The organism is Streptomyces sp. AMJ-169 (assembly GCF_055597585.1).
The window spans coordinates 112007-135442 of the sequence record NZ_JBVLTJ010000005.1; the positions used below are offsets into that span (position 1 = coordinate 112007).

General features: G+C 71.2%; 23 protein-coding genes and 1 riboswitch. Of the genes, 12 read left to right on the top strand and 11 right to left on the bottom strand.

Going from position 1 to position 23436, the window contains the following annotated elements; translation table 11 throughout:
* The first annotated feature begins 27 nt into the window (after positions 1-27).
* From ACYUD3_RS13825 to ACYUD3_RS13845, 5 genes are all read left to right on the top strand, one after another.
* Entirely contained in the window at positions 28-798 is a 771-nt protein-coding gene (locus tag ACYUD3_RS13825; RefSeq protein ID WP_470968754.1) for a GntR family transcriptional regulator, read from the top strand.
* Between the two features lie 134 nt (positions 799-932).
* Positions 933-1199: a DUF3311 domain-containing protein gene (locus tag ACYUD3_RS13830; RefSeq protein WP_470968757.1), complete on the top strand. Its 267-nt coding sequence runs from the start codon at positions 933-935 to the stop codon at positions 1197-1199.
* Entirely contained in the window at positions 1196-2791 is a 1596-nt protein-coding gene (gene mctP / locus ACYUD3_RS13835; protein WP_470968760.1) for a monocarboxylate uptake permease MctP, read from the top strand. Before ACYUD3_RS13830 ends, mctP begins: the two co-directional genes overlap by 4 nt.
* 130 nt (positions 2792-2921) lie before the next feature.
* A riboswitch (cobalamin riboswitch) is annotated at positions 2922-3054 on the top strand.
* Between the two features lie 135 nt (positions 3055-3189).
* Positions 3190-5547, top strand: coding sequence for a ribonucleoside-diphosphate reductase subunit alpha (locus tag ACYUD3_RS13840; protein WP_470968763.1), 2358 nt, complete (start codon positions 3190-3192; stop codon positions 5545-5547).
* Positions 5547-6560 carry a ribonucleotide-diphosphate reductase subunit beta gene (locus ACYUD3_RS13845; protein WP_470968766.1) on the top strand — a complete coding sequence of 338 codons (1014 nt, stop codon included), beginning with the start codon at positions 5547-5549 and terminating at the stop codon, positions 6558-6560. The genes ACYUD3_RS13840 and ACYUD3_RS13845 overlap by 1 nt, the downstream gene beginning before the upstream one ends.
* A 246-nt stretch (positions 6561-6806) precedes the next feature.
* Here the strand turns inward: ACYUD3_RS13845 and ACYUD3_RS13850 are convergent, their stop codons facing one another.
* From ACYUD3_RS13850 to ACYUD3_RS13895, 10 genes are all read right to left on the bottom strand, one after another.
* Entirely contained in the window at positions 6807-8168 is a 1362-nt protein-coding gene (locus ACYUD3_RS13850) for a bifunctional albaflavenone monooxygenase/terpene synthase (protein WP_470968769.1), read from the bottom strand.
* On the bottom strand, positions 8165-9304 hold the full coding sequence (gene cyc1 / locus ACYUD3_RS13855; RefSeq protein WP_470968771.1) for an epi-isozizaene synthase: 1140 nt from the start codon (positions 9302-9304) through the stop codon (positions 8165-8167). The genes ACYUD3_RS13850 and cyc1 overlap by 4 nt, the downstream gene beginning before the upstream one ends.
* Before the next feature lie 281 nt (positions 9305-9585).
* On the bottom strand, positions 9586-10212 hold the full coding sequence (def, locus tag ACYUD3_RS13860; RefSeq protein ID WP_470968774.1) for a peptide deformylase: 627 nt from the start codon (positions 10210-10212) through the stop codon (positions 9586-9588).
* Positions 10213-10306: 94 nt separating this feature from the next.
* Positions 10307-11287, bottom strand: coding sequence for a tetratricopeptide repeat protein (locus tag ACYUD3_RS13865; protein ID WP_470968776.1), 981 nt, complete (start codon positions 11285-11287; stop codon positions 10307-10309).
* 107 nt (positions 11288-11394) lie between these two features.
* Positions 11395-12603, bottom strand: a complete 1209-nt coding sequence (locus ACYUD3_RS13870) for an HD-GYP domain-containing protein (RefSeq protein ID WP_470969756.1) — start codon at positions 12601-12603, stop codon at positions 11395-11397.
* A 134-nt stretch (positions 12604-12737) separates the two neighbouring features.
* On the bottom strand, positions 12738-13982 hold the full coding sequence (locus ACYUD3_RS13875) for an HD-GYP domain-containing protein (protein WP_470968779.1): 1245 nt from the start codon (positions 13980-13982) through the stop codon (positions 12738-12740).
* Positions 13983-14064: 82 nt separating this feature from the next.
* On the bottom strand, positions 14065-14385 hold the full coding sequence (gene rsrA / locus ACYUD3_RS13880; protein WP_470968781.1) for a mycothiol system anti-sigma-R factor: 321 nt from the start codon (positions 14383-14385) through the stop codon (positions 14065-14067).
* Positions 14382-15059 carry an RNA polymerase sigma factor SigR gene (gene sigR, locus ACYUD3_RS13885; protein WP_470969759.1) on the bottom strand — a complete coding sequence of 226 codons (678 nt, stop codon included), beginning with the start codon at positions 15057-15059 and terminating at the stop codon, positions 14382-14384. The genes rsrA and sigR overlap by 4 nt, the downstream gene beginning before the upstream one ends.
* Before the next feature lie 245 nt (positions 15060-15304).
* Positions 15305-15934, bottom strand: coding sequence for an alpha/beta hydrolase family protein (locus ACYUD3_RS13890; protein WP_470968784.1), 630 nt, complete (start codon positions 15932-15934; stop codon positions 15305-15307).
* Positions 15935-15960: 26 nt separating this feature from the next.
* Positions 15961-16770, bottom strand: a complete 810-nt coding sequence (locus ACYUD3_RS13895) for an SOS response-associated peptidase (RefSeq protein WP_470968786.1) — start codon at positions 16768-16770, stop codon at positions 15961-15963.
* 103 nt (positions 16771-16873) lie between these two features.
* Between ACYUD3_RS13895 and ACYUD3_RS13900 the strand changes: the two genes are divergently transcribed.
* The 4 genes from ACYUD3_RS13900 (at position 16874) to ACYUD3_RS13915 (ending at position 20562) form a co-directional block, all read left to right on the top strand.
* Positions 16874-17572 carry a M50 family metallopeptidase gene (locus tag ACYUD3_RS13900; protein WP_470968789.1) on the top strand — a complete coding sequence of 233 codons (699 nt, stop codon included), beginning with the start codon at positions 16874-16876 and terminating at the stop codon, positions 17570-17572.
* Positions 17573-17796: 224 nt separating this feature from the next.
* Positions 17797-19113, top strand: a complete 1317-nt coding sequence (aroA, locus tag ACYUD3_RS13905; RefSeq protein WP_470968791.1) for a 3-phosphoshikimate 1-carboxyvinyltransferase — start codon at positions 17797-17799, stop codon at positions 19111-19113.
* A gap of 5 nt (positions 19114-19118) precedes the next feature.
* The gene (gene rsgA / locus ACYUD3_RS13910; RefSeq protein WP_470968794.1) at positions 19119-20129 is read left to right on the top strand and encodes a ribosome small subunit-dependent GTPase A; all 1011 of its coding nucleotides are present in this window, start codon (positions 19119-19121) and stop codon (positions 20127-20129) included.
* A gap of 109 nt (positions 20130-20238) precedes the next feature.
* Entirely contained in the window at positions 20239-20562 is a 324-nt protein-coding gene (locus ACYUD3_RS13915; RefSeq protein WP_470968797.1) for a DMT family transporter, read from the top strand.
* Here the strand turns inward: ACYUD3_RS13915 and ACYUD3_RS13920 are convergent.
* Positions 20545-21132, bottom strand: a complete 588-nt coding sequence (locus ACYUD3_RS13920) for a TetR/AcrR family transcriptional regulator (RefSeq protein WP_470968799.1) — start codon at positions 21130-21132, stop codon at positions 20545-20547. The two genes, ACYUD3_RS13915 and ACYUD3_RS13920, sit on opposite strands and share 18 nt — an antisense overlap.
* Before the next feature lie 231 nt (positions 21133-21363).
* Between ACYUD3_RS13920 and hisN the strand changes: the two genes are divergently transcribed.
* The 3 genes from hisN (at position 21364) to ACYUD3_RS13935 (ending at position 23429) form a co-directional block, all read left to right on the top strand.
* Positions 21364-22164 (top strand): histidinol-phosphatase, encoded by an 801-nt coding sequence (gene hisN, locus ACYUD3_RS13925; RefSeq protein WP_470968801.1) that lies wholly within the window; start codon positions 21364-21366, stop codon positions 22162-22164.
* 232 nt (positions 22165-22396) lie between these two features.
* Positions 22397-22789, top strand: coding sequence for a CBS domain-containing protein (locus ACYUD3_RS13930; RefSeq protein WP_470969762.1), 393 nt, complete (start codon positions 22397-22399; stop codon positions 22787-22789).
* Between the two features lie 223 nt (positions 22790-23012).
* Entirely contained in the window at positions 23013-23429 is a 417-nt protein-coding gene (locus tag ACYUD3_RS13935; protein WP_470968803.1) for a Fur family transcriptional regulator, read from the top strand.
* Positions 23430-23436 lie beyond the last annotated feature (7 nt).

Genomic DNA, 23436 nt, shown 5'->3' on the forward strand with positions numbered 1-23436 from the left:
GGTCCGCGTGAGCCGGGAAGGCGGGCCATGAGCACCGACGTCAGCAGTGCGGAGCACGAGGGTGGGGCTGGGGCGACCGTCCGTACCGCGCGCGTGCCTAAGTACTACCGGCTGAAGAAGCATCTGCTCGACATGGTGCGGACCCAGTCGCCCGGCACCCCGGTACCGCCCGAGCGGACGCTGGCCGCCGAGTTCGACACCTCCCGCACGACCGTCCGCCAGGCCCTCCAGGAGCTGGTCGTCGAGGGGCGGCTGGAGCGCATCCAGGGCAAGGGGACGTTCGTCGCGAAGCCGAAGGTCTCGCAGACCCTCCAGCTCACCTCGTACACCGAGGACATGCACGCGCAGGGCCTGGAGCCGACCTCGCAGCTGCTCGACATCGGCTATGTCACCGCCGACGAGCGGCTGGCCGAACTCCTCGACATCGCGCCCGGCGGCCGGGTGCTGCGCGTCGAGCGGCTGCGGATGGCCGACGGCGAGCCGATGGCCATCGAGGCCGCCCACCTCAGCGCCAAGCGCTTCCCCGCCCTGCGCCGCTCCCTCGTCAAGTACGCGTCCCTCTACCAGGCCCTCGCCGAGGTGTACGACGTGCGGCTCGCGGAGGCCGAGGAGACCATCGAGACCTCGCTGGCCAATCCGCGGGAGGCGGGGCTGCTCGGCACCGACGTGGGGCTGCCGATGCTGATGCTGTCGCGGCACTCCCTGGACCTCAGGGGCGAGCCGGTGGAGTGGGTGCGGTCGGTGTGGCGGGGGGACCGCTACAAGTTCGTCGCGCGGCTGAAAAGGCCCGCCGAATAACCGGATACCGGCGGAAGATCAACCATCGGAGATCGTTATACGGACAAGGGGTTCCGCTGGGCTTATCCGTCACCTACATTGCGTGCGCGTTCACACATGTGACGGACGATCACAGCGAAGGGGCGGAGCCGCCGATGTCAGACACCCCAGACACCCCAGCCGGGCCGGGGGAGCCGGTGGTGACACCCGTACGGGTCGTCATCGCGCTCTGCCTGATCGCCCCGTTCGTCGCGATGCTGTGGGTCGGTTCGTACGCCAAGGTCGATCCGACGTTCATCGGCATCCCGTTCTTCTACTGGTACCAGATGCTGTGGGTGCTGATCTCCACCGCGCTCACCATGACCGCGTACAAACTGTGGCAGCGTGACCAGCGCGCCCGCCGAGAGGGTGCGAACCGGTGAACGACGGTGTGAACGGCGTCGCGCTCGGCGTCTTCATCTTCTTCTTCGTCGCGGTCACCGCGATGGGCTTCCTCGCCGCGCGCTGGCGGCGGGCCGAGAACGAGCAGTCCCTGGACGAATGGGGGCTGGGCGGGCGGTCGTTCGGGACCTGGGTGACCTGGTTCCTGCTCGGCGGCGACCTCTACACGGCGTACACCTTCGTCGCCGTGCCCGCCGCGATCTACGCCGCCGGCGCGGCCGGCTTCTTCGCGGTGCCGTACACGATCCTCATCTACCCCCTGATCTTCACCTTCCTGCCCCGGCTGTGGTCGGTGTCGCACCAGCACGGGTACGTCACCACGTCCGACTTCGTGCGCGGGCGGTGGGGTTCGAAGGGGCTGTCCCTCGCGGTCGCCGTCACCGGTATCCTCGCGACGATGCCCTACATCGCGCTCCAGCTCGTCGGCATCCAGGCCGTCCTCGACGTCATGGGCGTCGGCGGCGGCGAGGACACCAACTGGTTCGTCAAGGACCTGCCCCTGCTGATCGCCTTCGGCGTCCTTGCCGCGTACACGTACTCCTCCGGGCTGCGGGCGCCGGCGCTCATCGCGTTCGTCAAGGACACCCTGATCTACATCGTCATCGTCGTCGCGGTCATCTACATCCCGATCAAGCTGGGCGGTTTCGGGGAGATCTTCGCCAAGGCGGACGAGAAGTTCACGACGGCCGGGGCGGGCGGGCTCGTCCCGGCCGAGGCGGGCCAATGGACGTACGCCACGCTGGCGCTGGGCTCCGCGCTGGCGCTGTTCATGTACCCCCACTCGATCACGGCGACCCTCTCCTCCAAGAGCCGCGACGTCATCCGGCGCAACACGACCATCCTGCCGCTGTATTCCCTCATGCTCGGGCTGCTGGGCCTGCTCGGGTTCATGGCGATCGCGGCGGGCGTGAAGGTGAGCAACGGGCAGCTGGCGATCCCGCAGCTGTTCGAGGACATGTTCCCCGACTGGTTCGCCGGGGTGGCGTTCGCCGCGATCGGGATCGGCGCGCTGGTCCCGGCGGCGATCATGTCCATCGCGGCGGCGAACTTGTTCACCCGCAACATCTACAAAGACTTCATCCGCCCCGACGCGACGCCGGAACAGGAGACGAAGATCTCGAAACTCGTCTCCCTGCTGGTGAAGGTGGGCGCCCTGGTCTTCGTCCTCACCATGGACAAAACGGTGGCGATCAACTTCCAGCTCCTGGGCGGCATCTGGATCCTCCAGACCTTCCCGGCCCTGGTGGGCGGCCTGTTCACCCGCTGGTTCCACCGCTGGGCGCTGCTGGGCGGCTGGGCGGTGGGCATGCTCTACGGCACGATCGCCGCCTACGGCGTGGCCTCCCCCACCCAGGAGCACTTCGGCGGCAGCTCCAAGGAGATCCCCGGAATCGGAGAGATCGGCTACATCGGCCTGACGGCGTTCGTACTGAACGTGGCGGTGTCGGTGGTCCTGACGTTCGTCCTGAGGGCGGCGAAGGCACCGGAGGGGGTCGACGAGACACGGCCGGAGGACTACACGGCGGATGCGGGTGACCCGGGGGTACAGCGGGATCTGACTGCGGCGCACTAGAGCCGCATCCGACCCGCAGCGGGCCACCGAGGGAACCCCCCGAGGTGGCCCGCACTCTTTTGTCGCCGCCCCACAATTGACGCTCCGAAGCCAACACGACACAACATCTGGTGGTGCCACGACAGCCCGGCACTAGATGTATGCTCATGCTCGCTGTCGCCGCAGGGGAATCCGGCGCGAATCCGGAACTGTCCCGCAACGGTGTACTTATGCGCATACGCATGAGAGTCAGTCCGAGGACCTGCCGACCGCATACGCCCAGCCGTGTCCAGGACGGCTCGGCGTGCCCTGACGTCCGGGCCTCGCGGAGTGGGCCGGGGTGCAACCGCGCATACGTGCGTCCGTGCTGCCCCCTGCCCTCGCCGAAGGCCCACCCGCCGAGCGAGGGAGAGCCCCACGTGACCATCGCGCCAGCCGCACCGGTTTCAGCAGAGGTCATCGAGAACGACGGCCCCGGTGCCGCCCTTCTGCGCACCCTGACCGAGCTGACCGCCGACCTCCCCGACGCCGACCCCGGCCGGGTCGCCGCCGCCGCGCTGCGGGGCCGTTCCGCCCACGCGGACGAGGCGGAACTGCGCGAGCTGGCGACGGAGGCCGCCGCGGGCCTGATCTCCGAGGACCCCGCGTACTCCCGCCTCGCCGCCCGCCTGCTGACGATCAGCATCCGCGCCGAGGCCGCCTCCCAGGGGGTGACCACGTTCACGGAGTCGATCGCGGTCGGCCACCGCGAGGGCCTGATCGCCGACCGCACCGCCGACTTCGCGCAGCTGCACGCCCAGGCCCTCGACGCGCTGATCGACCCGGCCGCCGACGACCGCTTCGGCTACTTCGGCCTGCGCACCCTGCACAGCCGCTACCTGCTGCGCCACCCCCTCACCCGCAAGGTCGTCGAGACCCCGCAGCTCTTCCTGCTGCGCGTCGCCTCCGGCCTCGCCGAGGACGACAGCGTCCGCGCCCTGGACGAAGTCACCGCCCTGTACGGCCTGATGAGCCGGCTGGACTACCTCCCGTCGTCCCCGACGCTCTTCAACTCCGGCACCCGCCACCCCCAGATGTCCTCCTGCTACCTCCTGGACTCCCCCAAGGACGAGCTGGACTCCATCTACGACCGCTACCACCAGGTCGCCCGCCTGTCCAAGCACGCCGGCGGCATCGGCCTGTCGTACTCCCGCATCCGCTCCCGGGGTTCGCTGATCCGGGGCACCAACGGGCACTCCAACGGGATCGTGCCGTTCCTGAAGACGCTGGACGCGAGTGTCGCGGCCGTGAACCAGGGCGGGCGGCGCAAGGGCGCGGCGGCGGTGTACCTCGAGACCTGGCACTCCGACATCGAGGAGTTCCTGGAGCTGCGGGACAACACCGGCGAGGACGCGCGCCGTACGCACAACCTGAACCTGGCGCACTGGATCCCGGACGAGTTCATGCGCCGCGTGAACGCCGACCAGGACTGGTCGCTGTTCTCCCCCTCGGACGTGCCCGAGCTGGTCGACCTGTGGGGCGACGGGTTCGACGCCGCCTACCGCGCGGCCGAGGCCAAGGGTCTCGCCAAGAAGACCATCCCGGCGCGTGAGCTGTACGGCCGCATGATGCGGACGCTGGCGCAGACCGGCAACGGCTGGATGACGTTCAAGGACGCCGCCAACCGCACCGCGAACCAGACCGCCGAGCCCGGTCACGTGGTCCACTCCTCCAACCTCTGCACGGAGATCCTGGAGGTCACCGACGACGGCGAGACGGCCGTGTGCAACCTGGGTTCGGTGAACCTGGGCGCGTTCGTGACCGGCGGTGACATCGACTGGGAGCGGCTGGACGAGACCGTCCGCACCGCCGTGACCTTCCTCGACCGGGTCGTCGACATCAACTTCTACCCGACCGAGCAGGCCGGCCGCTCCAACTCCAAGTGGCGGCCCGTGGGCCTGGGCGCGATGGGCCTCCAGGACGTCTTCTTCAAGCTGCGCATCCCCTTCGACTCCCCCGAGGCGAAGGCGCTGTCCACGAAGATCGCCGAGCGCGTCATGCTCGCCTCGTACGAGGCGTCCGCCGACCTCGCCGAGCGCAGCGGCCCGCTCCCGGCGTGGGAGAAGACCCGCACCGCGCGCGGTGTGCTGCACCCGGACCACTTCGGTGTGGAGTTCACCTGGCCGGAGCGCTGGGCGGCCCTGCGCGAGCGGATCGCGGCGACCGGCCTGCGCAACTCCCTCCTCCTCGCGATCGCCCCGACGGCGACCATCGCGTCCATCGCGGGCGTGTACGAGTGCATCGAGCCGCAGGTCTCCAACCTGTTCAAGCGCGAGACGCTGTCCGGCGAGTTCCTCCAGGTCAACTCCTACCTGGTGCAGGACCTCAAGGACCTCGGCGTGTGGGACGCCCGTACCCGTGAGGCGCTGCGCGAGGCCAACGGCTCGGTGCAGGACTTCGTGTGGATCCCGGACGAGGTGCGCGCCCTGTACCGCACCGCGTGGGAGATCCCGCAGCGCGGCCTGATCGACATGGCCGCCGCCCGCACCCCGTACCTGGACCAGGCGCAGTCCCTGAACCTCTTCCTGGAGACGCCGACCATCGGCAAGCTCTCCTCGATGTACGCGTACGCCTGGAAGTCCGGGCTGAAGACGACGTACTACCTGCGCTCGCGCCCGGCGACCCGGATCGCCCGTGCCGCCCAGGCCCAAGCCCCCATCCCGGTGCAGCAGGCCACCGACCCCGACGCGGTCGCCTGCTCCCTCGAAAACCCCGAGTCCTGCGAGGCCTGCCAGTAATGTCCGCCGAATCAAAGAACCTGCTCGACCCCGGCTTCGAGCTGACGCTGCGGCCGATGCGCTACCCGGACTTCTACGAGCGCTACCGGGACGCGATCAAGAACACGTGGACGGTGGAGGAGGTCGACCTCCACTCGGACGTCGCCGACCTCGCGAAGCTGTCGCCGATGGAGCAGCACCTCATCGGCCGGCTGGTGGCGTTCTTCGCGACCGGTGACTCGATCGTCGCGAACAACCTCGTGCTGACCCTGTACAAGCACATCAACTCCCCCGAGGCGCGGCTGTACCTGAGCCGGCAGCTCTTCGAGGAGGCCGTGCACGTCCAGTTCTACTTGACGCTGCTGGACACCTACCTGCCCGACCCGGAGGACCGCGCGGCGGCCTTCGCGGCCGTCGAGAACATCCCCTCGATCCGCGAGAAGGCCGAGTTCTGCTTCAAGTGGATCGACTCGGTCGACAAGATGGACCGCCTGGAGTCCAAGGACGACCGGCGCAAGTTCCTGCTGAACCTGATCTGCTTCGCCGCGTGCATCGAGGGCCTGTTCTTCTACGGCGCCTTCGCGTACGTCTACTGGTTCCGCAGCCGGGGTCTGCTGCACGGCCTCGCGACCGGCACCAACTGGGTGTTCCGGGACGAGACGATGCACATGTCGTTCGCCTTCGACGTCGTCGACACCGTCCGCAAGGAGGAGCCGGAGCTGTTCGACGAGCGGCTCCAGGAGCAGGTCGTCGACATGCTGAAGGAGGCCGTGGAGGCCGAGCTCCAGTTCGCCCGCGACCTGTGCGGCGAGGGTCTGCCCGGCATGAACACCGAGTCGATGCGCCAGTACCTGGAGTGCGTCGCCGACCAGCGCCTGGCCCGCCTGGGCTTCGCCCCGGTCTACGGCTCGGAGAACCCCTTCTCCTTCATGGAGTTGCAGGGCGTCCAGGAGCTGACGAACTTCTTCGAGCGCCGCCCGTCGGCGTACCAGGTCGCCGTGGAGGGCACGGTCGACCTGGACGAGGACTTCTAGTCCGCACCGCTTGTGTGACAGGCCCGGCGCTCCCCCCGAGCGCCGGGTCTTCCCGCGTCTAGGGCCTGTCCGGCGGATCAGGCCGGCCGACAGCGAACGGCTGCCGGCCGGCTTACGTGAGCGGGGTCTGGTGCGTGCAGCTGCAAGGCGGAGGAGGGCGTCGACGCGGAGCGTCGGCAACCGACGACAACGCCGCAGATGCGCGTGCCAGGGCCCGCGACACCGGCAAGATCCGCCGGACAGGCCCTAGCGGGCCGTCGGTTTCAGCTTCAGCGCCCGGGGCCGCAGTGTGATCCCGATCCGGTGCCGGGGGTCGGAGTCGGCGGTCTGCTCGAACCGGAAGTTCGCGGCCATCGCGGCCGTCAGCAAGGTCAGTTCGGCCATGGAGAAGTGGTCGCTGGGGCACTTGCGGTTGCCGACGCTGAACGGCGACATGGCGTGTTTGGGTACCTCCTCGGTGCCGCCGGGCAGCCAGCGGTCGGGGTCGAAGCGCTCGCTGTCGCGGTAGGAGCGGCGGTCGCGCTGGATGGCGTACGGGCTGTAGACGATGTCGGCGCCGGACGGAATGCGGTATCCGCCGAGGACGGTGTCGTTGACCGCGCGGCGCGTCAATATCCAGACCGCCGGATAGAGCCGCAATGTCTCGACCACGACATTCCCGGTGAACGCGAGCTTCCGGACGTCGTCGAAAGCGACGGGCCGGTCGCCCGCCACGGTTTTCACCTCCTGCCGGATCTTGTCGGCGTGTTCGGGGTGCTCGGTGAGGACCAGCAGCAGCGACATGATCATGGACCCGACGGTTTCGGCGCCGGGCGTCAGTATCGCGATGACCTGGTCGTGGATCTCCTGTTCCCCAATGGGGTCGCCATTCTCGTCGGTCGCCTCCAGCAAAGCCGTCAGCAAATCGTCCGGCTTTTGACCGGAGGCCCGCCGGTCGGCGACGATCTCGTCGACGAGGAGATGCAAATCGGCCAGCGCCCGGTTGAATTCGCGGTTGGCCGGAAGCGGTACCCGATAAAGCGGTCCCAGCGGTACGACCATGCGCTGGTACATACCGCTGAAGAGAGTGGTGAGCGCGGCGCAGATCCGGTCGGCGCTGTCGTCCATGTAGCTGCCGCGCATGAGGCAGCGGGCGGCGATGCGCACGGCGACGCGGAACGACTCGGCGGTCACGTCGAGGGTTTCGGCCGACCGCCAGCGCTCGACCATCGCCCGCGCCTCCTCCTCCATGACCGGCCCGTACCCGGGCAGCGCGTCGAGCCGGAACGCGGGCTGGATGGTGCGCCGCTGGCGCCGGTGCAGCGGCCCGTTGGCGGTGGCCACCCCCTCCCTGCCGAGCAGGCTCTCCAGCGACTCCCACAGCGGCCCGGCGATGATGTAGTCCGGCGTGAGCGCGACCTGCCCGGTCAGCTCGGGCGAGGTGACGGCGTACACCGTCTTCGGCCCGAGTTTGAGCCGTACGACGTCCCCGTGGTCGCGCAGCCCGCTCAGGAAGCCCAGCGGGGAGCGGGCCAGTTTCCAGCCGTGCCCGAGCAGCGGCACCCCGCCGCCGGCCAGCGGCGGATACGCGGCCTCCCGGAATTCCGGCCGCACCGATTCCAGCGTCATTTCTGCCCCTCCCCCGCCGCTTCGTCGCTGACGTACGGCGGCGTCGCCCGGTCGTCCCAGCTGTCGACCGAATAGCGGCCGGACTCGTGGTGGAACCAGTAGACCGAGCTGAACCAGTTCCGCATGTTTCCGACGCAGTTCCTGACGGCGTCCGACATTTCTTTCCCGGACACCGTCCCGTCCGCGAGCGAATCGGCGAGCACGAGTGCCTCGCGCTCGGCCCCGAGGAATTCGAGGACGCATTCCTCGACCCGCCGCCGTACCTCTTCGACGGATTCCTCGAGGGACATTCCCTCATGGGTGATGAGGGAGATCCCGAGATTGTGGACCTCGTCGCCCGCTATCTCCTTCGGCAGCGAGCAGAGGTCGTTGTACCAGGCGGCGAATTCCTGGCTGAGCAGGGCCGCGCGGTGGAATGCCGGGTGTTCGCGCACCGCGTCCGGGAGTTCGTGTCCGGCGACCGGCTCCAGGAGGTCCGTCCATATCCAGTGGGCGAAGGTGAGCCGGCGCAGGGCGAGGTATTCGGCGACCGTGGGGACGCGGACCTCGGCGCGGTTGGCGAACTCGCGGTCGTAGGCCTCGATCACGGCGTGGAAGTGCCGGGTGAAGCGGGCGTTCCAGCCGGCGCCGAGGAAGCCGAAGAGCCTGGTCAGGGCGTCGGCGAAGGCGGCGACCAGGGGGTCTTCGGCGGTGTGGTGGGCTTCGGGGGCGTCCAGGGCGGCGTGCAGCAGGGCCTTCAGGCGGCGCCAGTCGGCGCGGCGGCCGTGGACGATGTCGCGGTCGTGGCGGTCGTCCCAGACGAAGAACCAGGCGCTGAAGTCGGCTATGGCCTGCAAGACCTCGTCGGGGGCGCCCAGGTAGTAGCCCGCCATGAGGTCCGTGTAGCACAGGCCGTCGGCATATTCCGCGACCTTGTCCGCCGGCATCAGCCGTTTTTCCAGCAGCCAGCGGCGGGTCTTCTCCTGGAGCCGCGGCCAATACGGGTGCAGCCTCCTCGGAAACTCCGACTCGACGACCGGCAAGGACAGTGACGGCGCGACCGCGGGCGCCGTACCGGTCCCCGGCGCGCGATTCGGTGTGCGGTATGCGGTACCGCGTGTACTGCTGTATGTGGTGCTTGATGGGAAAGCTGGCACGAACAACCCCTCTCGGCCGCCTGTCGCACACGCCCCTCCCGCGATGCCGGGCGTGCGCCGTTGCGTATCCCCGCACTGCCCATTCAGCACCACAACTGACCGTTCTGGGAACGGATTTGCTTCATTCACCACCCCAACACGCTGAGATTCCCCCCCTGCGTGACTGGTTATGGATCAGAACGTGTGCGTAAGCGATCGAACGTACGACAGACATACGAACGGCGCCCGGCCGGTGAGTTCCGGCCGGGCGCCGCCCGTGCGCACGCCCGCGAGGGCGGGCCTCAGTCGTTGGCCACCACGGGGTAGCGGGGCTCGTTCTCGGCCATCTGCTTCAGCGCGTCCTTGCGGTCCCGCTTCGACAGCCGGTCGATGTAGAGCCGGCCGTAGAGGTGGTCGGTCTCGTGCTGCAAACACCGAGCGAAGAAACCCGTGCCCTCGACGGCGATCGGGTTGCCCTCGGCGTCCTGCCCCCGGACCACCGCGTAGTCGGGCCGGGCCAGCTCGGCGTAGGCGCCCGGCACGGACAGACAGCCCTCGTTGCCGTCGTCCAGCACCCGCCGCTCGGCGGGGAGTTCGTCGAGGACGGGGTTGCAGACGACGCCGACGTGGCGGACCCCGTCGTCGTCCGGGCAGTCGTACACGAAGACCTTCAGGCCCACGCCGATCTGGTTGGCGGCGAGGCCGACGCCCTCGGCGGCGCGCTGGGAGGCGAACATGTCGTCGACCAGCCGCGCCAGCGACTCGTCGAACTCGGTGACGTCCGCGCACTCCCGGTGCAGGACCGGATTGCCGACGACGGTGATCGGCCGCGCGGTGCCCCGCGCCCGGTATGCCGCCTCGCGCTCCTCCGCGTCTTCGGTGTCCACGATGAACTCGGAGTTCACGGAGTCGATGTCCTGCTGGGCCATGACGACGTACGCCTTCCTGCGACCTGAAGAAAACTGCGGGGTACAGCCTAAAGGGCGGCGCGCCGGGGTAACGGCCGGGCAAAACCTCCGGCCCTCAGCAGACCTCTTCCAGATCCCGCCAGTCCCGCGACCGCGGGCTGTCGGCGACCCACCCGTCCAGCAGCCCCCGCACCAGCGACGCCGGCGCCGCGATCCCGCACTCCCGCTCGGGCACCCACAGCTGCCCGTCGGTGCGGTGGCCGAGCGGCCCGGGGTGACCGGGCTCACTGTGGTCGTGCGGATCGAGGTGCTCCCCGTCCCCCTCGTCGGACGGCATCCGCGACTCCGAGCACATCCGGCACAGCAGCCGCACCGACGACGACCAGTCCTCGGCGGCGAACCCCGCGTCGGCGGCCAGCCGCTCCAGCGCGTCCCGGTCGGCCTCGGTGGCGGCTTCGAGCAGCACCACCCAGGTCGGCACGGGCGACGGCGCCCACAGCTCGATCTCGTCGAAGACCGGGTACGCGTGCCCGGCGGCCGTGGTCCGCTCCCCGTGCGGAACCCCGTCGTGCAGCACGACCTCGCCCCAGCGCCGCCCCGACGACGGCAGCGGGATCGACAGCACCTCTATCCGTGCCGGATCCAGCCGCCGCCCCCACACCACCTCGGCCTCACCCTCCGGCGAGAGCCGGACGGCGGCGGAGCCCAGCTCCATCCCGACGGGCTCGGCGCAGGCGGCGGAGCCGCCCGGCACGTGCAGCCCGTACGCCTGCCAGGCGCGCCGGGCCAGCGGCCAGTCCTGGAGGGCGGTGGCGGCGATCCCGACGTTCCACCAGTCCGGAGCGCCCGCGTCCCGCTCGAGAAGGGCGACGGCCCGCAGGCCTGCGGAGCGGGCCTGCTCCCAGTCGTGCCGGAACTTGTGCAGCAGGGCCAGGTTGAACCAGGACTCCGACAGCCAGGGCTCCAGATCGGCGGCACGTGTCAGCAGCGCGCCCGCGTCCTCGTACCGCCCGTCACCGATCAGCGTGAACGCGCGATCGGTGGCCTTCCGCCAGGATGCGGAGGGCCGATGGCGTCCCTTGCCGAAGATCCTCACGTTTACCGCCCGCCAGTTTCCGTTCAGCGATCCGGCCACTGCCCCCGGACTCACGTCTCCCTCGCATCCAACCACGTACGGCTGGGAGGGCGCTCATTACCCATGGGTTACCCAGCCCGGGCGGCCATCACCCGGTCCCTGGCCAGCACCCGCGCCAGCGCCTCCACGACGTCCGGCGCGTACGGCCCGCCCGTCCCCAGCCGCAGCTCCTCCAGCGCGGTCAGCGGCGCCCCCCGCACCCGCTCGTCGTAGGCGTTCACCACCCGCACGACCCGCGCGGCCACCGGCTGCTCCGCCCACGGATCGGCCTGCCGCTCGACGACGGCGGCGACCTGCGCGCTCACCCCGGTCTGCCGTACGACGGCCCCGCCGAGCAGCGCGATACGGCGCTGCTCCTCGGCGGGCAGCCCCGCGGTGGCCCCGTCCGGGACCGGGTCGACGAGGCTGAGCTGGCCGATGTCGTGCATCAGCGCCGCGTACTCCAGGACCGTCAACTCCGGCTCGGACAGCCCGAGTTCCCGGCCGACCGCCTGGCCGAGCACCGCGACCCTGCGGGCGTGCCCGGCCGGCGTGCACCCCGCTATCTCCGTCGCCCGCGCCAGCGAGGCGATGGTCTGCCGGTAGGTGGCCCGCACGGCGGCGTACCGGCGCAGCCCCAGCTGGGTCAGCAGCAGCGGCACGCAGAACAGCGGCAGCGCCCACAGCCCGACGACGGCCACCGCGAGCGCCGTCACCGCTCCCGTCGCCCCCACCGCCGACCCGATCCCGGGCACCGACCGCAGCTCGTCCCGCAGCAGCGGCCCGTACGGCCACCCCGTCCGCGCGTGCGCCAGCGCGGCGGCGACGACGGCGTCGCACAGCGCGGTCAGCGCGAGCAGCCCGATCAGCAGCACCGAGTACGCGGCCCCGCACCCCAGCACCCCATGGCTGAACAGCGGCTGGAAGCACAGCCCGGCGAACCCCACCGCCAGCACCCGGCGCACCAGATGATCGGCCACCGCCCGCCCCCGCGCGATGTGCGGCACGTTCCCGAGCAGCGAGGCGACGGCGACGACCACGACGACCTGCGCCGCCCCATGATGCGTGGCCCGCCCCGCGTCCTCCCCGAGCAGCGCGTAGGCCAGCGACCCGGCGGCCCCGAGCGGAGCGGCGTCCCGGGGCCCGCTCCACCGCGTCACCTCCCCCGCCACGATCAACACCCCGAAGGCCAGCGCGATGTGCCGCTCGGCGAGACCGGCGGAGAGGGTGAGGAGGAGGGAGAGGGCGACGGCGAGGGAGGCGGTGAGATGGAGGAGGGGGAGGGGCGGCTTCTCCAGGAGGGGCGGCTTGCGCGAGAAGGGGGGCTTGCGCGAGAGGGCCGACTTCTCCAAGAAGGGCAGCTTCGAGAGGGGCGGCTTGCGCAAGAGGGCTGGCTTCCACGAGAGGGCCGGCTTCCCCGAGAGGCGCGCCCTCACCCCCGTACCCCCCGCTCCGCCTCCGCCTCCACCGCCGGCCTGGGCCCCGGCCCCGGCGCAGCCGCCCGCTCCGGCTCCTCCGACGTCACCACCGGATGCCACCCCCACCGCGCCAGCGCGCTGATCAGCGCCTCGACCATGCGGGGGTCGAAGTGGGTGCCGGCGCAGCGGTGGAGTTCGGTGAGGGCGGCCGGGAGCGGGCGGGCCCTGCTGTACGTGCGGTTGGACGTCATCGCGTCGAACGCGTCGGCCACCGCGACGATCCTGGCCGGCTCCGGGATCTGCGCGCCGGCGAGACCGTACGGATAGCCCGTGCCGTCCAGGCGCTCATGGTGATGGAGGATCGCCGAGCGGGCCTCGCCGAGGAAGGCGATGCCGCGGGTGATCTCGTGGCCGTACTCGGGGTGCAGTTCGATGACGCGGCGCTCCTCGGCGGTGAGCGGCCCGTCCTTGCGCAACAGCCGGGTGGGGACGCCGAGTTTGCCGACGTCGTGCAGGATCCCGGCGAACCTCAGCAGCTCGACCCGGTCGTCGTCCATCCCCAGTTCCCGGGCGATCATCATGGACGCCTGCCCGACCCGCTCGCTGTGCCCGCGCGTGTACCCGTCCTTGATGTCGACGGCCTGCACGAGCGCCCGGATCGTCGCCTGATGCGCCACCCGCTCCCGGTGCACCTGCGCGAACACCCACCACGCCACGCACATCGGCAGCAGCACCAGCAGCGCCGCGACCGGCCCGTACGGGCTGCGCCACAGCACCGCCATCATGAGCCCGGCGAGCCCGTGCACGGCGAGCGGGGCGAGGGAGCGGCGCAGCAGCCGGCGCCGGGCGCGGCCTTCGACGAGGGTGCGTATCGCCCCGTCGAGCAGCGCGAGGACGGCGCAGTAGGTGAGGACGGCGGCCCCGGCCGGCAGCAGCGCGTACGGGAACTCGGGCCCGACCACGGCGTCCCGCCCGCCCAGCGCCCAGTGCACCCGCGAGGCGCACCCCACGGCGACGGCGGCGAGCGCGGCCCGCCAGACCCGGCGTTCCCAGGAGACGGGCGAGAGCAGCGCGCCGGGGAGGGGGACGAGAGCGGCGGCGGGCGGCGGCAGCAGGAACGCCCCCGCCAGCAGCACCGGATGGAAGGTCCCCCCGAACCGCGGCTGCGCGACCCGCTCCCCCACCGCGTAGACCACGGCGAGCAACCCGACGGCGATCCAGGAGGCGTGCGCTATTGGGGGGAGGAGTGAGGCCACCACAGAGGGGAGCCTAGGGCGGAGCGGATGGGCTCCGGCCCTATCAACAGGGAATTAGCACGTTCGAGTGACGACGGCGTACCCGCTACGACTCCTGCGGCGCGACCGGAGCGACCGGCGAAACCGTCACGTCGTGGTCGGGGACCGCCTGCCCGGACCGGATCAGATCCAGCCGCCCGAGCACCTTGGCCCGCAGGTCCGCCGGCACGTCGTCATGCCCGCAGCACCGCTTGACCAGCTTCTTCACGGCCTCTTCCAGGCCGTACTTCTCCAGACACGGGCTGCACTCGTCGAAGTGGTGCCGGAACTTGTCCCGGTCCCCGGCCGGCATCTCACTGTCCAGGTACTCGTACAGGTGGTCGAGAACCTCGGAGCAATCCGTCTCGTGCGGATCTCCACAGCTCATGAGCCCGAGCCTTTCGCTTCGTTCGACTCTCCGGCACCGGCCGGGACGAGCCCGCGCTCTCGGGCGTAGTCCTCCAGCATGCCGCGCAACTGCCGCCGGCCCCGGTGCAGCCGGGACATCACCGTACCGATGGGTGTCCCCATGATGTCGGCGATCTCCTTGTACGCAAACCCCTCGACGTCCGCGAGATACACGGCGATCCGGAACTCCTCGGGGATGGCCTGAAGGGCCGCCTTCACGTCCGAGTCCGGGAGGTGGTCCAGCGCCTGCGACTCCGCGGAGCGCAGTCCCGTCGACATGTGCGACTCGGCCCGCGCCAGCTGCCAGTCCTCGATCTCCTCGGCCGCCGAGCGCTGGGGCTCGCGCTGCTTCTTGCGGTAGGAGTTGATGAACGTGTTGGTGAGGATGCGGTACAGCCAGGCCTTGAGATTGGTGCCCTCGCGGAACTGGTGGAAGGACGCGTACGCCTTGGCGTAGGTCTCCTGCACCAGGTCCTCGGCGTCCGCCGGGTTGCGCGTCATCCGCAGCGCGGCCGAGTACATCTGGTCGAGGTACTCGAGCGCGTCCCGCTCGAAGCGCGCGGTGCGCTCGGCGTTCGTCTCGGCGCCCCGGCCCTCGGGCCGCTCCGCGTGGCCGTGTTCGGTCCCTGCGTCGGTACCGGGAACCGGACCCACCTCCTCAAGATTCCGGGCAGCACCGAACCCGATGCCGCCAGAATCGGAGGATAGACGACGATCCGCCCCGCCCGCCGCCCGAACAGCGGCGGTCTTCGCCGCATGCAGCACGGTCCAGTCCAGCTCGGAGCGGCTGCTGCGGCTAGGGCATACGGTCGAACCCATGCGGCGGACTCCCTCTCTCAAACGCCCGTAAAGCTTGTGTCCGCCTCAACAGCGCTGTGGGCCCCGGCATTCCCGCGCGTTCACGTCAGTGACCCGGCCCACTCCACGACCGCCCCCGTGAGCACCGCCATCGACTCGGCCTCGCTCACCCCGGCCTTCTTGGGCACGGCGAACCCGTGATCTCCGTACGGAATCTCCACCAGCTGGTATTCACCGGCGGGGAACTCCTCCGGCTTCCCGAACGGGTCGTTCCCGCCCTGCACGACGAGCGCCGGCACCCCCGCCCCCAGCAGCTCCGCCGCCCGCGACTTCTCCGGCCTGCCCGGCGGATGCAGCGGGAAGCTCAGCGCGAGCACGGCGGCGGCGCCCAGCTCGCCGGCGGTACGGCAGGCGACCCGGGCCCCGGCGGACCGGCCGCCGGAGACGACGGGCAGCCCCTGCTTCGAGACGGCCCCCCAGATCCCCCGCCACCCCACGTCCAGCGTCTTCGGCGCCGGCGCCACCTTCTTCCCGGCGACCCGCCAGGGCTGCTCGACGAGCGCGACGCTCACGCCGTGCCCGGGGAGGACCCGGGCCAGCGCCTGGAGGTCCCGCGCCTCGATCCCGCCGCCCGCGCCATGGCTGACGGCGAGGACGAGACGGGGCTCGGCGGCGGGGTGCCAGGTGATGCGGGCGTCACCGGCGTCGGTGGGGACGATCTCGACGGTCATGTCAGAAGGGTGGCAGAAAGAGCACGTCAGAAGAGCGTGCCCTCCTCCGGCCCCTCCAGCTCCGTCAGCAGCTCCGGGCCGTTGTTGCGGACGTTGCTGACGGCCGTGGAGACGGGATAGGCCCGCATGAGCCCGGCCGGCGGCGCCTCAAGCAGCGGAAGCAGTTCCTCCGCCGCCGTCCGCGAAGGATCGAGCCACGCGTCCCACCGGTCCGGCGTCAGCATGAGCGGCATCCGGGGATGGATCTCGGCCAGGCTGCGCGGTCCCTCGGCGGGGGCTATACCCAGGGGCGCCGTCTCCGCCTCGGTCGTGATGACGGAACACGTCACCCACCAGGCCCGCGGATGGTCGTCGGGCAGCGTGCGGTCCCGCCAGAACTCGTAGAGCCCGGCCATCGCGAACACCGACCCGTCGGCCGGCAGCACGAAGTACGGCTGCTTGCGCGCCCGCTTCCGCTTCCCCTCGACCTCCAGCTCCCGCTCGTCCCTGGCGGTGACCCACTCGTAGTAGCCGTCGGCGGGGACGATGCAGCGGCGGGCGGCGAAGGCGCGGCGGAACGACGGCTTCTCGTGGACGGTCTCGGCGCGCGCGTTGATCATCCGGGCGGCGCCCTCGGGCGAGGCGGCCCAGCCCGGCACGAGCCCCCACTTCAGCGTGCGCAGCTGCCGAACCGGACGCGGGCTGTCCGCGTCTTTCAAGGGACGGTCGAGGACGACGTACACCTCTTTCGTCGGCGCCACGTTGTAATCGGGGGCCAGCTCCCCCTCGGTCTTCTCGATCTCAAAGACTTCCCTGAGATCCTCGGGGCCACGACTGGCCGCGTACCGTCCGCACATACGTGCCACATTGCCAGGCCCGCCCGTCACCCGACCACCACCCCTCAACGACGGCGCTACGCGCCGGTACCTATTGACTCGACAGTTGGGAGCCAGTGCACACATGAACGACCTCTGGGACCGGCTCACCGGCGTCCAGCCCGATCCCGATCTGTGGGTGGTCCTCGCCACGGCGGTGGCCGCGCTCGCGGCCGTCGTGCCCCACTCCCTGTGGCGGGTGTCGCGCAACGCGATCACCATCGCGCACGAGGGCGGGCACGGGCTGGTCGCGCTGCTGACCGGGCGGACGCTGACCGGGATACGGCTGCACTCGGACACCAGCGGGCTGACCCTGAGCCGGGGCAAGCCGCACGGCCTGGGCATGATCCTGACGGCCGCCGCCGGCTACACCGCGCCCCCGCTGCTGGGCCTCGGCGGCGCCGCCCTGCTGGGCGAGGGCCGCATCACTCTTCTTCTCTGGGCGGCGACCGCGCTGCTGGTGGCGATGCTGGTGATGATCCGCAACGCGTACGGCGTCCTGACGGTCGTGCTGTCCGGCGGGGCGTTCCTGGTGGTGTCGTGGCTGGCGGGACCGCAGGTGCAGGCGGCGTTCGCGTACGCGGTGGTGTGGTTCCTGCTGCTCGGGGGCGTACGGCCGGCGTTCGAGCTCCAGGCGAAGCGGCGCCGGGGCGGCGCGGGGGAGTCCGACGCGGACCAGCTCTCACGCCTCACCCACGTACCGGCGGGACTGTGGCTGTTCCTGTTCCACACGGTGTCCCTGTGCTCGGTGCTGGGCGGCGGCCGCTGGCTGCTGGGCCTATAGCCGTGCTTATGACGGCGGCATCGGCGCGGGACCGGGCGTACCTCGTCCGACTTAGACCGACCGGCAAATGGGGGGCGGGTGAAGGAGCGGGGCTGGGTGCGTGCAGCTGCAAGGCGGAGGAGGGCGTCGACGCGGAGCGTCGGCAACCGACGACAACGCCGCAGATGCGCGTGCCCAGCCCCGCGACGCCGCCCCCCATTTGCCGGTCGGTCTAAAGTGAACGCATGCCGCAGAACCCCGTCACCACCGCCCTCTGGCCCGCCCCGACCGCGAGCGGAGCCGTCACCGCGACGGTCCACGTGCCGGGGTCCAAGTCCGTCACCAACCGCGCCCTGGTCCTGGCCGCCCTCGCCGCCGAGCCCGGCTGGCTGCGCCGCCCGCTGCGCTCGCGCGACACCGTCCTGATGGCCGACGCCCTGCGCACGATGGGCGTCGGCATCGAGGAGGGCGTCGGCCCGGACGGCACCGGCGAGGCGTGGCGGGTCATCCCGAACCGTCTGTACGGCCCGGCGACCGTCGACGTCGGCAACGCGGGCACGGTCATGCGGTTCCTCCCCCCGGTCGCCGCTCTCGCCGACGGCCCGGTCCGCTTCGACGGCGACCCGAGGTCGTACGAGCGCCCCCTGCACGGTGTGATCGACGCGCTGCGCGCGCTGGGTGCGCGGATCGACGACGACAACCGGGGCGCGCTGCCGCTGACCGTGCACGGGAGCGGGGCGCTGGAGGGCGGGCAGGTCGAGATCGACGCGTCCTCGTCGTCGCAGTTCGTCTCCGCGCTGCTGCTGTCCGGCCCGCGCTTCAACCAGGGCGTGGAGGTGCGGCACACCGGGTCGGTGCTGCCGTCGGTGCCGCACATCCGGATGACGGTCGACATGCTGCGCGCGGCCGGTGTCCAGGTCGACACCCCGGAGGCGGGCGGCGAGCCGAACGTGTGGCGGGTCACGCCGGGCGCGCTGCTGGGCCGGGACATCACGATCGAGCCGGACCTCTCCAACGCCCAGCCGTTCCTCGCGGCGGCCCTGGTGACGGGCGGCACGGTGACGGTCCCGGACTGGCCGAGGCGGACGACACAGCCCGGCGACGCGCTGCGGGACATCTTCACCGCGATGGGCGGCTCCTGCGAACTCACCGACCACGGGCTGGCGTTCACCGGTTCGGGCAAGGTGCACGGCATCGACGTGGACCTGAGCGACGTCGGCGAGCTGACCCCGGGCATCGCGGCGGTGGCGGCCCTCGCGGACTCCCCGTCGACCCTGCGCGGCGTGGCCCACCTGCGGCTGCACGAGACGGACCGGCTGGCGGCGCTGACCAAGGAGATCAACGAGCTGGGCGGCGACGTCACGGAGACGGCCGACGGCCTGCACATCCGCCCGCGCCCGCTGCACGGCGGCACCTTCCACACCTACGACGACCACCGCATGGCGACGGCCGGCGCGGTCATCGGCCTGGCGGTGAAGGGCGTGGACATCGAGAACGTGGCGACGACCGCGAAGACCCTGCCGGACTTCCCCGACCTGTGGGCCGGGATGCTCGGGAACTGACGATCATGCGTCGCTACGGCAAGCACACCGACGAGGACGACATCCGCTCGCGCCCCAACCGCAAGGGCAACCGTCCCCGCACGAACATCCGCCCCAAGCACGAGGACGCCGCCGAGGGCATGGTCCTCACGGTCGACCGGGGCCGGCTGACCTGTCTCGTCGACGGCCGTACGGTCCTCGCGATGAAGGCCCGCGAACTGGGCCGCAAGGCCGCGGTGGTCGGCGACCGGGTCGCCCTGGTCGGCGATCTGAGCGGCGACAAGGACACCCTGGCCCGTATCGTCCGCATCGAGGAGCGCACGTCGGTCCTGCGCCGCACGGCGGACGACGACGACCCCTACGAGCGGGTGGTGGTCGCCAACGCCGACCAGCTGGCCATCGTCACCGCCCTCGCGGACCCCGAGCCCCGCCCCCGCCTGATCGACCGCTGCCTGGTCGCGGCCTACGACGGCGGCCTGTCCCCCCTGCTGGTCCTGACCAAGTCCGACCTGGCCCCGGCGGACAAGCTCCTGGAGCTCTACGGCGACCTCGACATCCCGTACGTGGTGACCAACCGCGACGAGCTGGAGAAGGGCGAGGCGGCGGACCGGGTCCGGGGGTTCCTGGACGGCCGGGTGACGGCCTTCGTCGGCCACTCCGGCGTCGGCAAGACGACCCTGGTCAACGCCCTGGTCCCGGAGGACCGCCGGCGCTCGACGGGCCACGTCAACGCGGTGACCGGCCGGGGCCGGCACACGACGACGTCGGCGCTGGCGCTGCCGCTGCACGGCGCGGACGACTGGGTCATCGACACCCCGGGCGTGCGCTCCTTCGGCCTCGCCCACATCGACCCGTCGCGCGTGATCAACGCCTTCCCCGATCTGAAGGAGGGCACCGAGGGCTGTCCGCGCGCGTGCGGCCATGACGAGCCGGACTGCGCGCTGGACGCGTGGGTGGCCGACGGGCACGCGGACCCGGCGCGCCTGTACTCGCTGCGCCGGCTGCTGGCGACCCGTGAGCGGCACGAGGGGGACTGAGGCGCACGCCGGTGACCTTGGTGTTGTTTGTGTGCGCCGGAGTCCGGCAAGTGCATAATCGCACCGACTTCGACCGAACGGCACCGTCGACGTACACGGGAGGACGCACATGGCGTGGCTGCTGGTGATCGTGGCCGGAGTACTGGAGACAGGGTTCGCGGTCTGCCTGAAGCTCTCCCACGGCTTCACCCGGCTGTGGCCGACCGTCGCCTTCTGCGTCTTCGCCCTCGGCAGCTTCGGCCTGCTGACCCTGGCGCTGAAGAAGCTGGACGTGGGCCCGGCCTACGCGGTCTGGACGGGCATCGGCGCGGCCGGCACCGCCATCTACGGAATGATCTTCCTGGGCGACCTGGTCTCGACCCTGAAGATCGTCTCGATCAGCTTCGTCATCATCGGCGTGATCGGCCTGCAACTGTCAGGCTCGGCCCACTAGCGCCTGGCGTACGAGGCTCTGGACGTCACCCTCGTCCGGGGGCGCGGCGATGCAGGACAGGGCGAGGCGGACGGCGAGTTCACCAGCGCCGGAGAGGTCGTCGTCCTCCTGCTCGCCCAGGACGGTGGCCACGCGCTCCCGGACGTGGCTGACGAGGTCGCCCGGCGAGGGCAGCGGCCCGTCCGCGCGGCGCTGGGCCTGCGTCACCGAGGAGGAAGGCACGGCGTCCAGCGGCGGACAGGGCAGCCGTTCGCTCCAGCAGCCGGTGAGGAGGGCCCGGACGAGGGGGTTCTCGCGGGCGTGGGCGGCGGTCCGCTCGGCGAGGACGACGAGGCGTTCGCGCGGCTCGCCGGGTTCGACGAGGGCGTGTTCGACGCCGGCGAGGTAGGCGTCCGCCTCCCGCCGCACCAGGGCCCGCGCCAGCCCGTCCTTGCTGCCGAACTCGTTGTACAGGGTCTGCCGGGACACCCCGGCCGCCGCCGCGACGTCCACCATCCGCACCGCCGGCCACGGTCTGCGGGCGAGCGCCGCGAACGCCGCGTCCAACAGGGATTCCCGCGCTGAGGGCACCGTTGCCTCCCGAGGCCGACCCGCCTGTGCGCCCAGGTTTGACGGGGTTGCCGGGGCTGTCAAGGGTGGCGGCGGGAAGGGGGTGGGGATCCGGGCAGGGGCGGCGGGGGCCGGGGGGAGTCCTGGAGGTCGCGGGCCGGGGTGGTGAAGTCTGGAGGTCGCGGGCCGGGCGGCTGTCCGCACTCCGGGCCCGCTGGCCTCGCGGGCGGGCGCCCGGATAGCGTTCGCCGTATGCCGGACTACCTCGACGACCTCCGCCTCGCGCACGTCCTCGCGGACGCCGCCGACGCGGCCACCATGGACCGCTTCAAGGCCCTCGACCTGAAGGTCGAGACGAAACCGGACATGACTCCGGTGAGCGAGGCCGACAAGGCCGCCGAGGAACTGATCCGCGGCCAGCTGCAACGGGCCCGCCCCCGGGACGCGGTCCTCGGCGAGGAGTACGGCGTGGAGGGCACGGGCCCGCGGCGCTGGGTGATCGACCCGATCGACGGCACGAAGAACTACGTACGCGGCGTGCCGGTGTGGGCGACGCTGATCTCGCTGATGGAGGCGGGGGAGGACGGCTTCCAGCCGGTCGTCGGCGTCGTCTCCGCCCCCGCGCTGGGCCGGCGCTGGTGGGCGGCGAAGGGGCACGGCGCCTACACGGGCCGCTCGCTGGCCGCCGCGTCCCGGCTGCGCGTCTCCAAGGTCGCGGACCTCAAGGACGCCTCCTTCTCGTACTCCTCCCTGTCCGGCTGGGAGGCGCGCGGCACCCTGAACGGCTTCCTGGACCTGACCCGAGAGGTGTGGCGCACGCGCGCGTACGGCGACTTCTGGTCGTACATGATGGTCGCCGAGGGGGCCGTGGACATGTGCGCGGAGCCGGAGCTGTCGCTGTGGGACATGGCGGCGACGGCGATCGTGGTGACGGAGGCCGGCGGGACGTTCACCGGACTCGACGGCCGGCCGGGACCGCACAGCGGGAACGGGGCGGCGTCCAACGGGCTGCTGCACGAGGAGTTGCTGGGGTATCTGAACGAGCGGATCTAGGGGGCGGCCGGCCGGGGTCCGGCGGTCGGCCGGGGTCCGGCGGGTCGGCGGGGGTCCGGCGGGTCGGCGGGTCGGCGCAAATGAGCGCACGCGCCCTCAATTGGCGCCGCACGCCCCCTTGTTGACCCCCGCTTTGCCTGCGACGCTGGGCGCACCCCCACTTGTGCGCTTGTGAATCCCCGCACTTTCCGGGGTTCCCCAGCAGGAGGTGCCACCCTCGATGTCCACCTCGATGTTCGTCCACGAAGCCATGACCCCGACGGTCCTCACCATCGGCCCCGCCCACACCCTGCGCCAGGCCGCCGCCCTGATGTCCGCCCGCCGGGTGGGCGCGGCCGTCGTCCTCGACCCGGACGCCGGCAACATCGGCATCCTCACCGAACGCGACATCCTCGACTCGGTCGGCCTCGGCCAGAACCCCGACCGCGAGCACGCCCACGCCCACACCACGACGGACGTCGTCTTCGCGACCCCGGCGTGGACCCTGGAGGAGGCGGCGCGGGCGATGGCCCACGGCGGCTTCCGGCACCTGGTCGTCCTGGAGGGCGGCGAGCCCGCCGGGATCGTCTCGGTCCGGGACATCGTCCGCTGCTGGGTACCCGCACGGCAGCGAATACCGGCGTGAACGCGGAGGGGCCGGCCCCCTGTGCGACAGGGCCGGCCCCTCCGCTGCGGCAGGAGGTCCAGTGCCGGAGGCAGACGTTCCGCTCAGGGCCGGAACGGCGGTCGCCGGCCACCCGCCGAGTTGCCCGAACCCTACCTCCCCACCTTGGACAAAGTCCAAATCAAGTGGTGCTCCAAAGTCACATCTGTTCGGAAAATGGTCGACGGCTGTTAGCCTGGTCGGTATGAGTGACCTTCTGGAGCGGCTGCGCGGACGCGGCTGGCGGCTGACCGCACAGCGCCGCGTCGTGGCCGAAGTCCTCGACGGCGAACACGTCCACCTCACGGCAGACGAGGTCCACGCGCGAGCGGTGGTGAAGCTCCCGGAGATCTCCAGGGCGACGGTCTACAACACCCTGGGCGAGCTGGTGACCCTGGGCGAGGTCCTGGAAGTCACGACGGACAAACGCGCCAAGCGCTACGACCCCAACGCCCACCGCCCCCACCACCACCTGATCTGCGCCCACTGCGGCACGATCAGGGACGTCCACCCCACGGGCAACCCCCTGACCGACCTCCCCGCCTCCGAACGCTTCGGCTTCACGGTGGAGGGGGTAGAGGTGACGTACAGAGGAATCTGCCCGACGTGCGCGAAGCCCTAAGGGCACG

Bases quoted from the DNA above. Each gene is read 5' to 3' on its own strand.
- ACYUD3_RS13825 (WP_470968754.1), top strand. From the start codon at position 28: ATGAGCACCGACGTCAGCAGTGCGGAGCACGAGGGTGGGGCTGGGGCG.
- ACYUD3_RS13830 (WP_470968757.1), top strand. From the start codon at position 933: ATGTCAGACACCCCAGACACCCCAGCCGGGCCGGGGGAGCCGGTGGTG.
- ACYUD3_RS13845 (WP_470968766.1), top strand. From the start codon at position 5,547: ATGTCCGCCGAATCAAAGAACCTGCTCGACCCCGGCTTCGAGCTGACG.
- ACYUD3_RS13850 (WP_470968769.1), bottom strand. From the start codon at position 8,168: ATGACGCTGGAATCGGTGCGGCCGGAATTCCGGGAGGCCGCGTATCCG.
- def (WP_470968774.1), bottom strand. From the start codon at position 10,212: ATGGCCCAGCAGGACATCGACTCCGTGAACTCCGAGTTCATCGTGGAC.
- rsrA (WP_470968781.1), bottom strand. From the start codon at position 14,385: ATGAGCTGTGGAGATCCGCACGAGACGGATTGCTCCGAGGTTCTCGAC.
- ACYUD3_RS13890 (WP_470968784.1), bottom strand. From the start codon at position 15,934: ATGACCGTCGAGATCGTCCCCACCGACGCCGGTGACGCCCGCATCACC.
- ACYUD3_RS13895 (WP_470968786.1), bottom strand. From the start codon at position 16,770: ATGTGCGGACGGTACGCGGCCAGTCGTGGCCCCGAGGATCTCAGGGAA.
- ACYUD3_RS13900 (WP_470968789.1), top strand. From the start codon at position 16,874: ATGAACGACCTCTGGGACCGGCTCACCGGCGTCCAGCCCGATCCCGAT.
- aroA (WP_470968791.1), top strand. From the start codon at position 17,797: ATGCCGCAGAACCCCGTCACCACCGCCCTCTGGCCCGCCCCGACCGCG.
- rsgA (WP_470968794.1), top strand. From the start codon at position 19,119: ATGCGTCGCTACGGCAAGCACACCGACGAGGACGACATCCGCTCGCGC.
- ACYUD3_RS13915 (WP_470968797.1), top strand. From the start codon at position 20,239: ATGGCGTGGCTGCTGGTGATCGTGGCCGGAGTACTGGAGACAGGGTTC.
- hisN (WP_470968801.1), top strand. From the start codon at position 21,364: ATGCCGGACTACCTCGACGACCTCCGCCTCGCGCACGTCCTCGCGGAC.
- ACYUD3_RS13930 (WP_470969762.1), top strand. From the start codon at position 22,397: ATGTTCGTCCACGAAGCCATGACCCCGACGGTCCTCACCATCGGCCCC.
- ACYUD3_RS13935 (WP_470968803.1), top strand. From the start codon at position 23,013: ATGAGTGACCTTCTGGAGCGGCTGCGCGGACGCGGCTGGCGGCTGACC.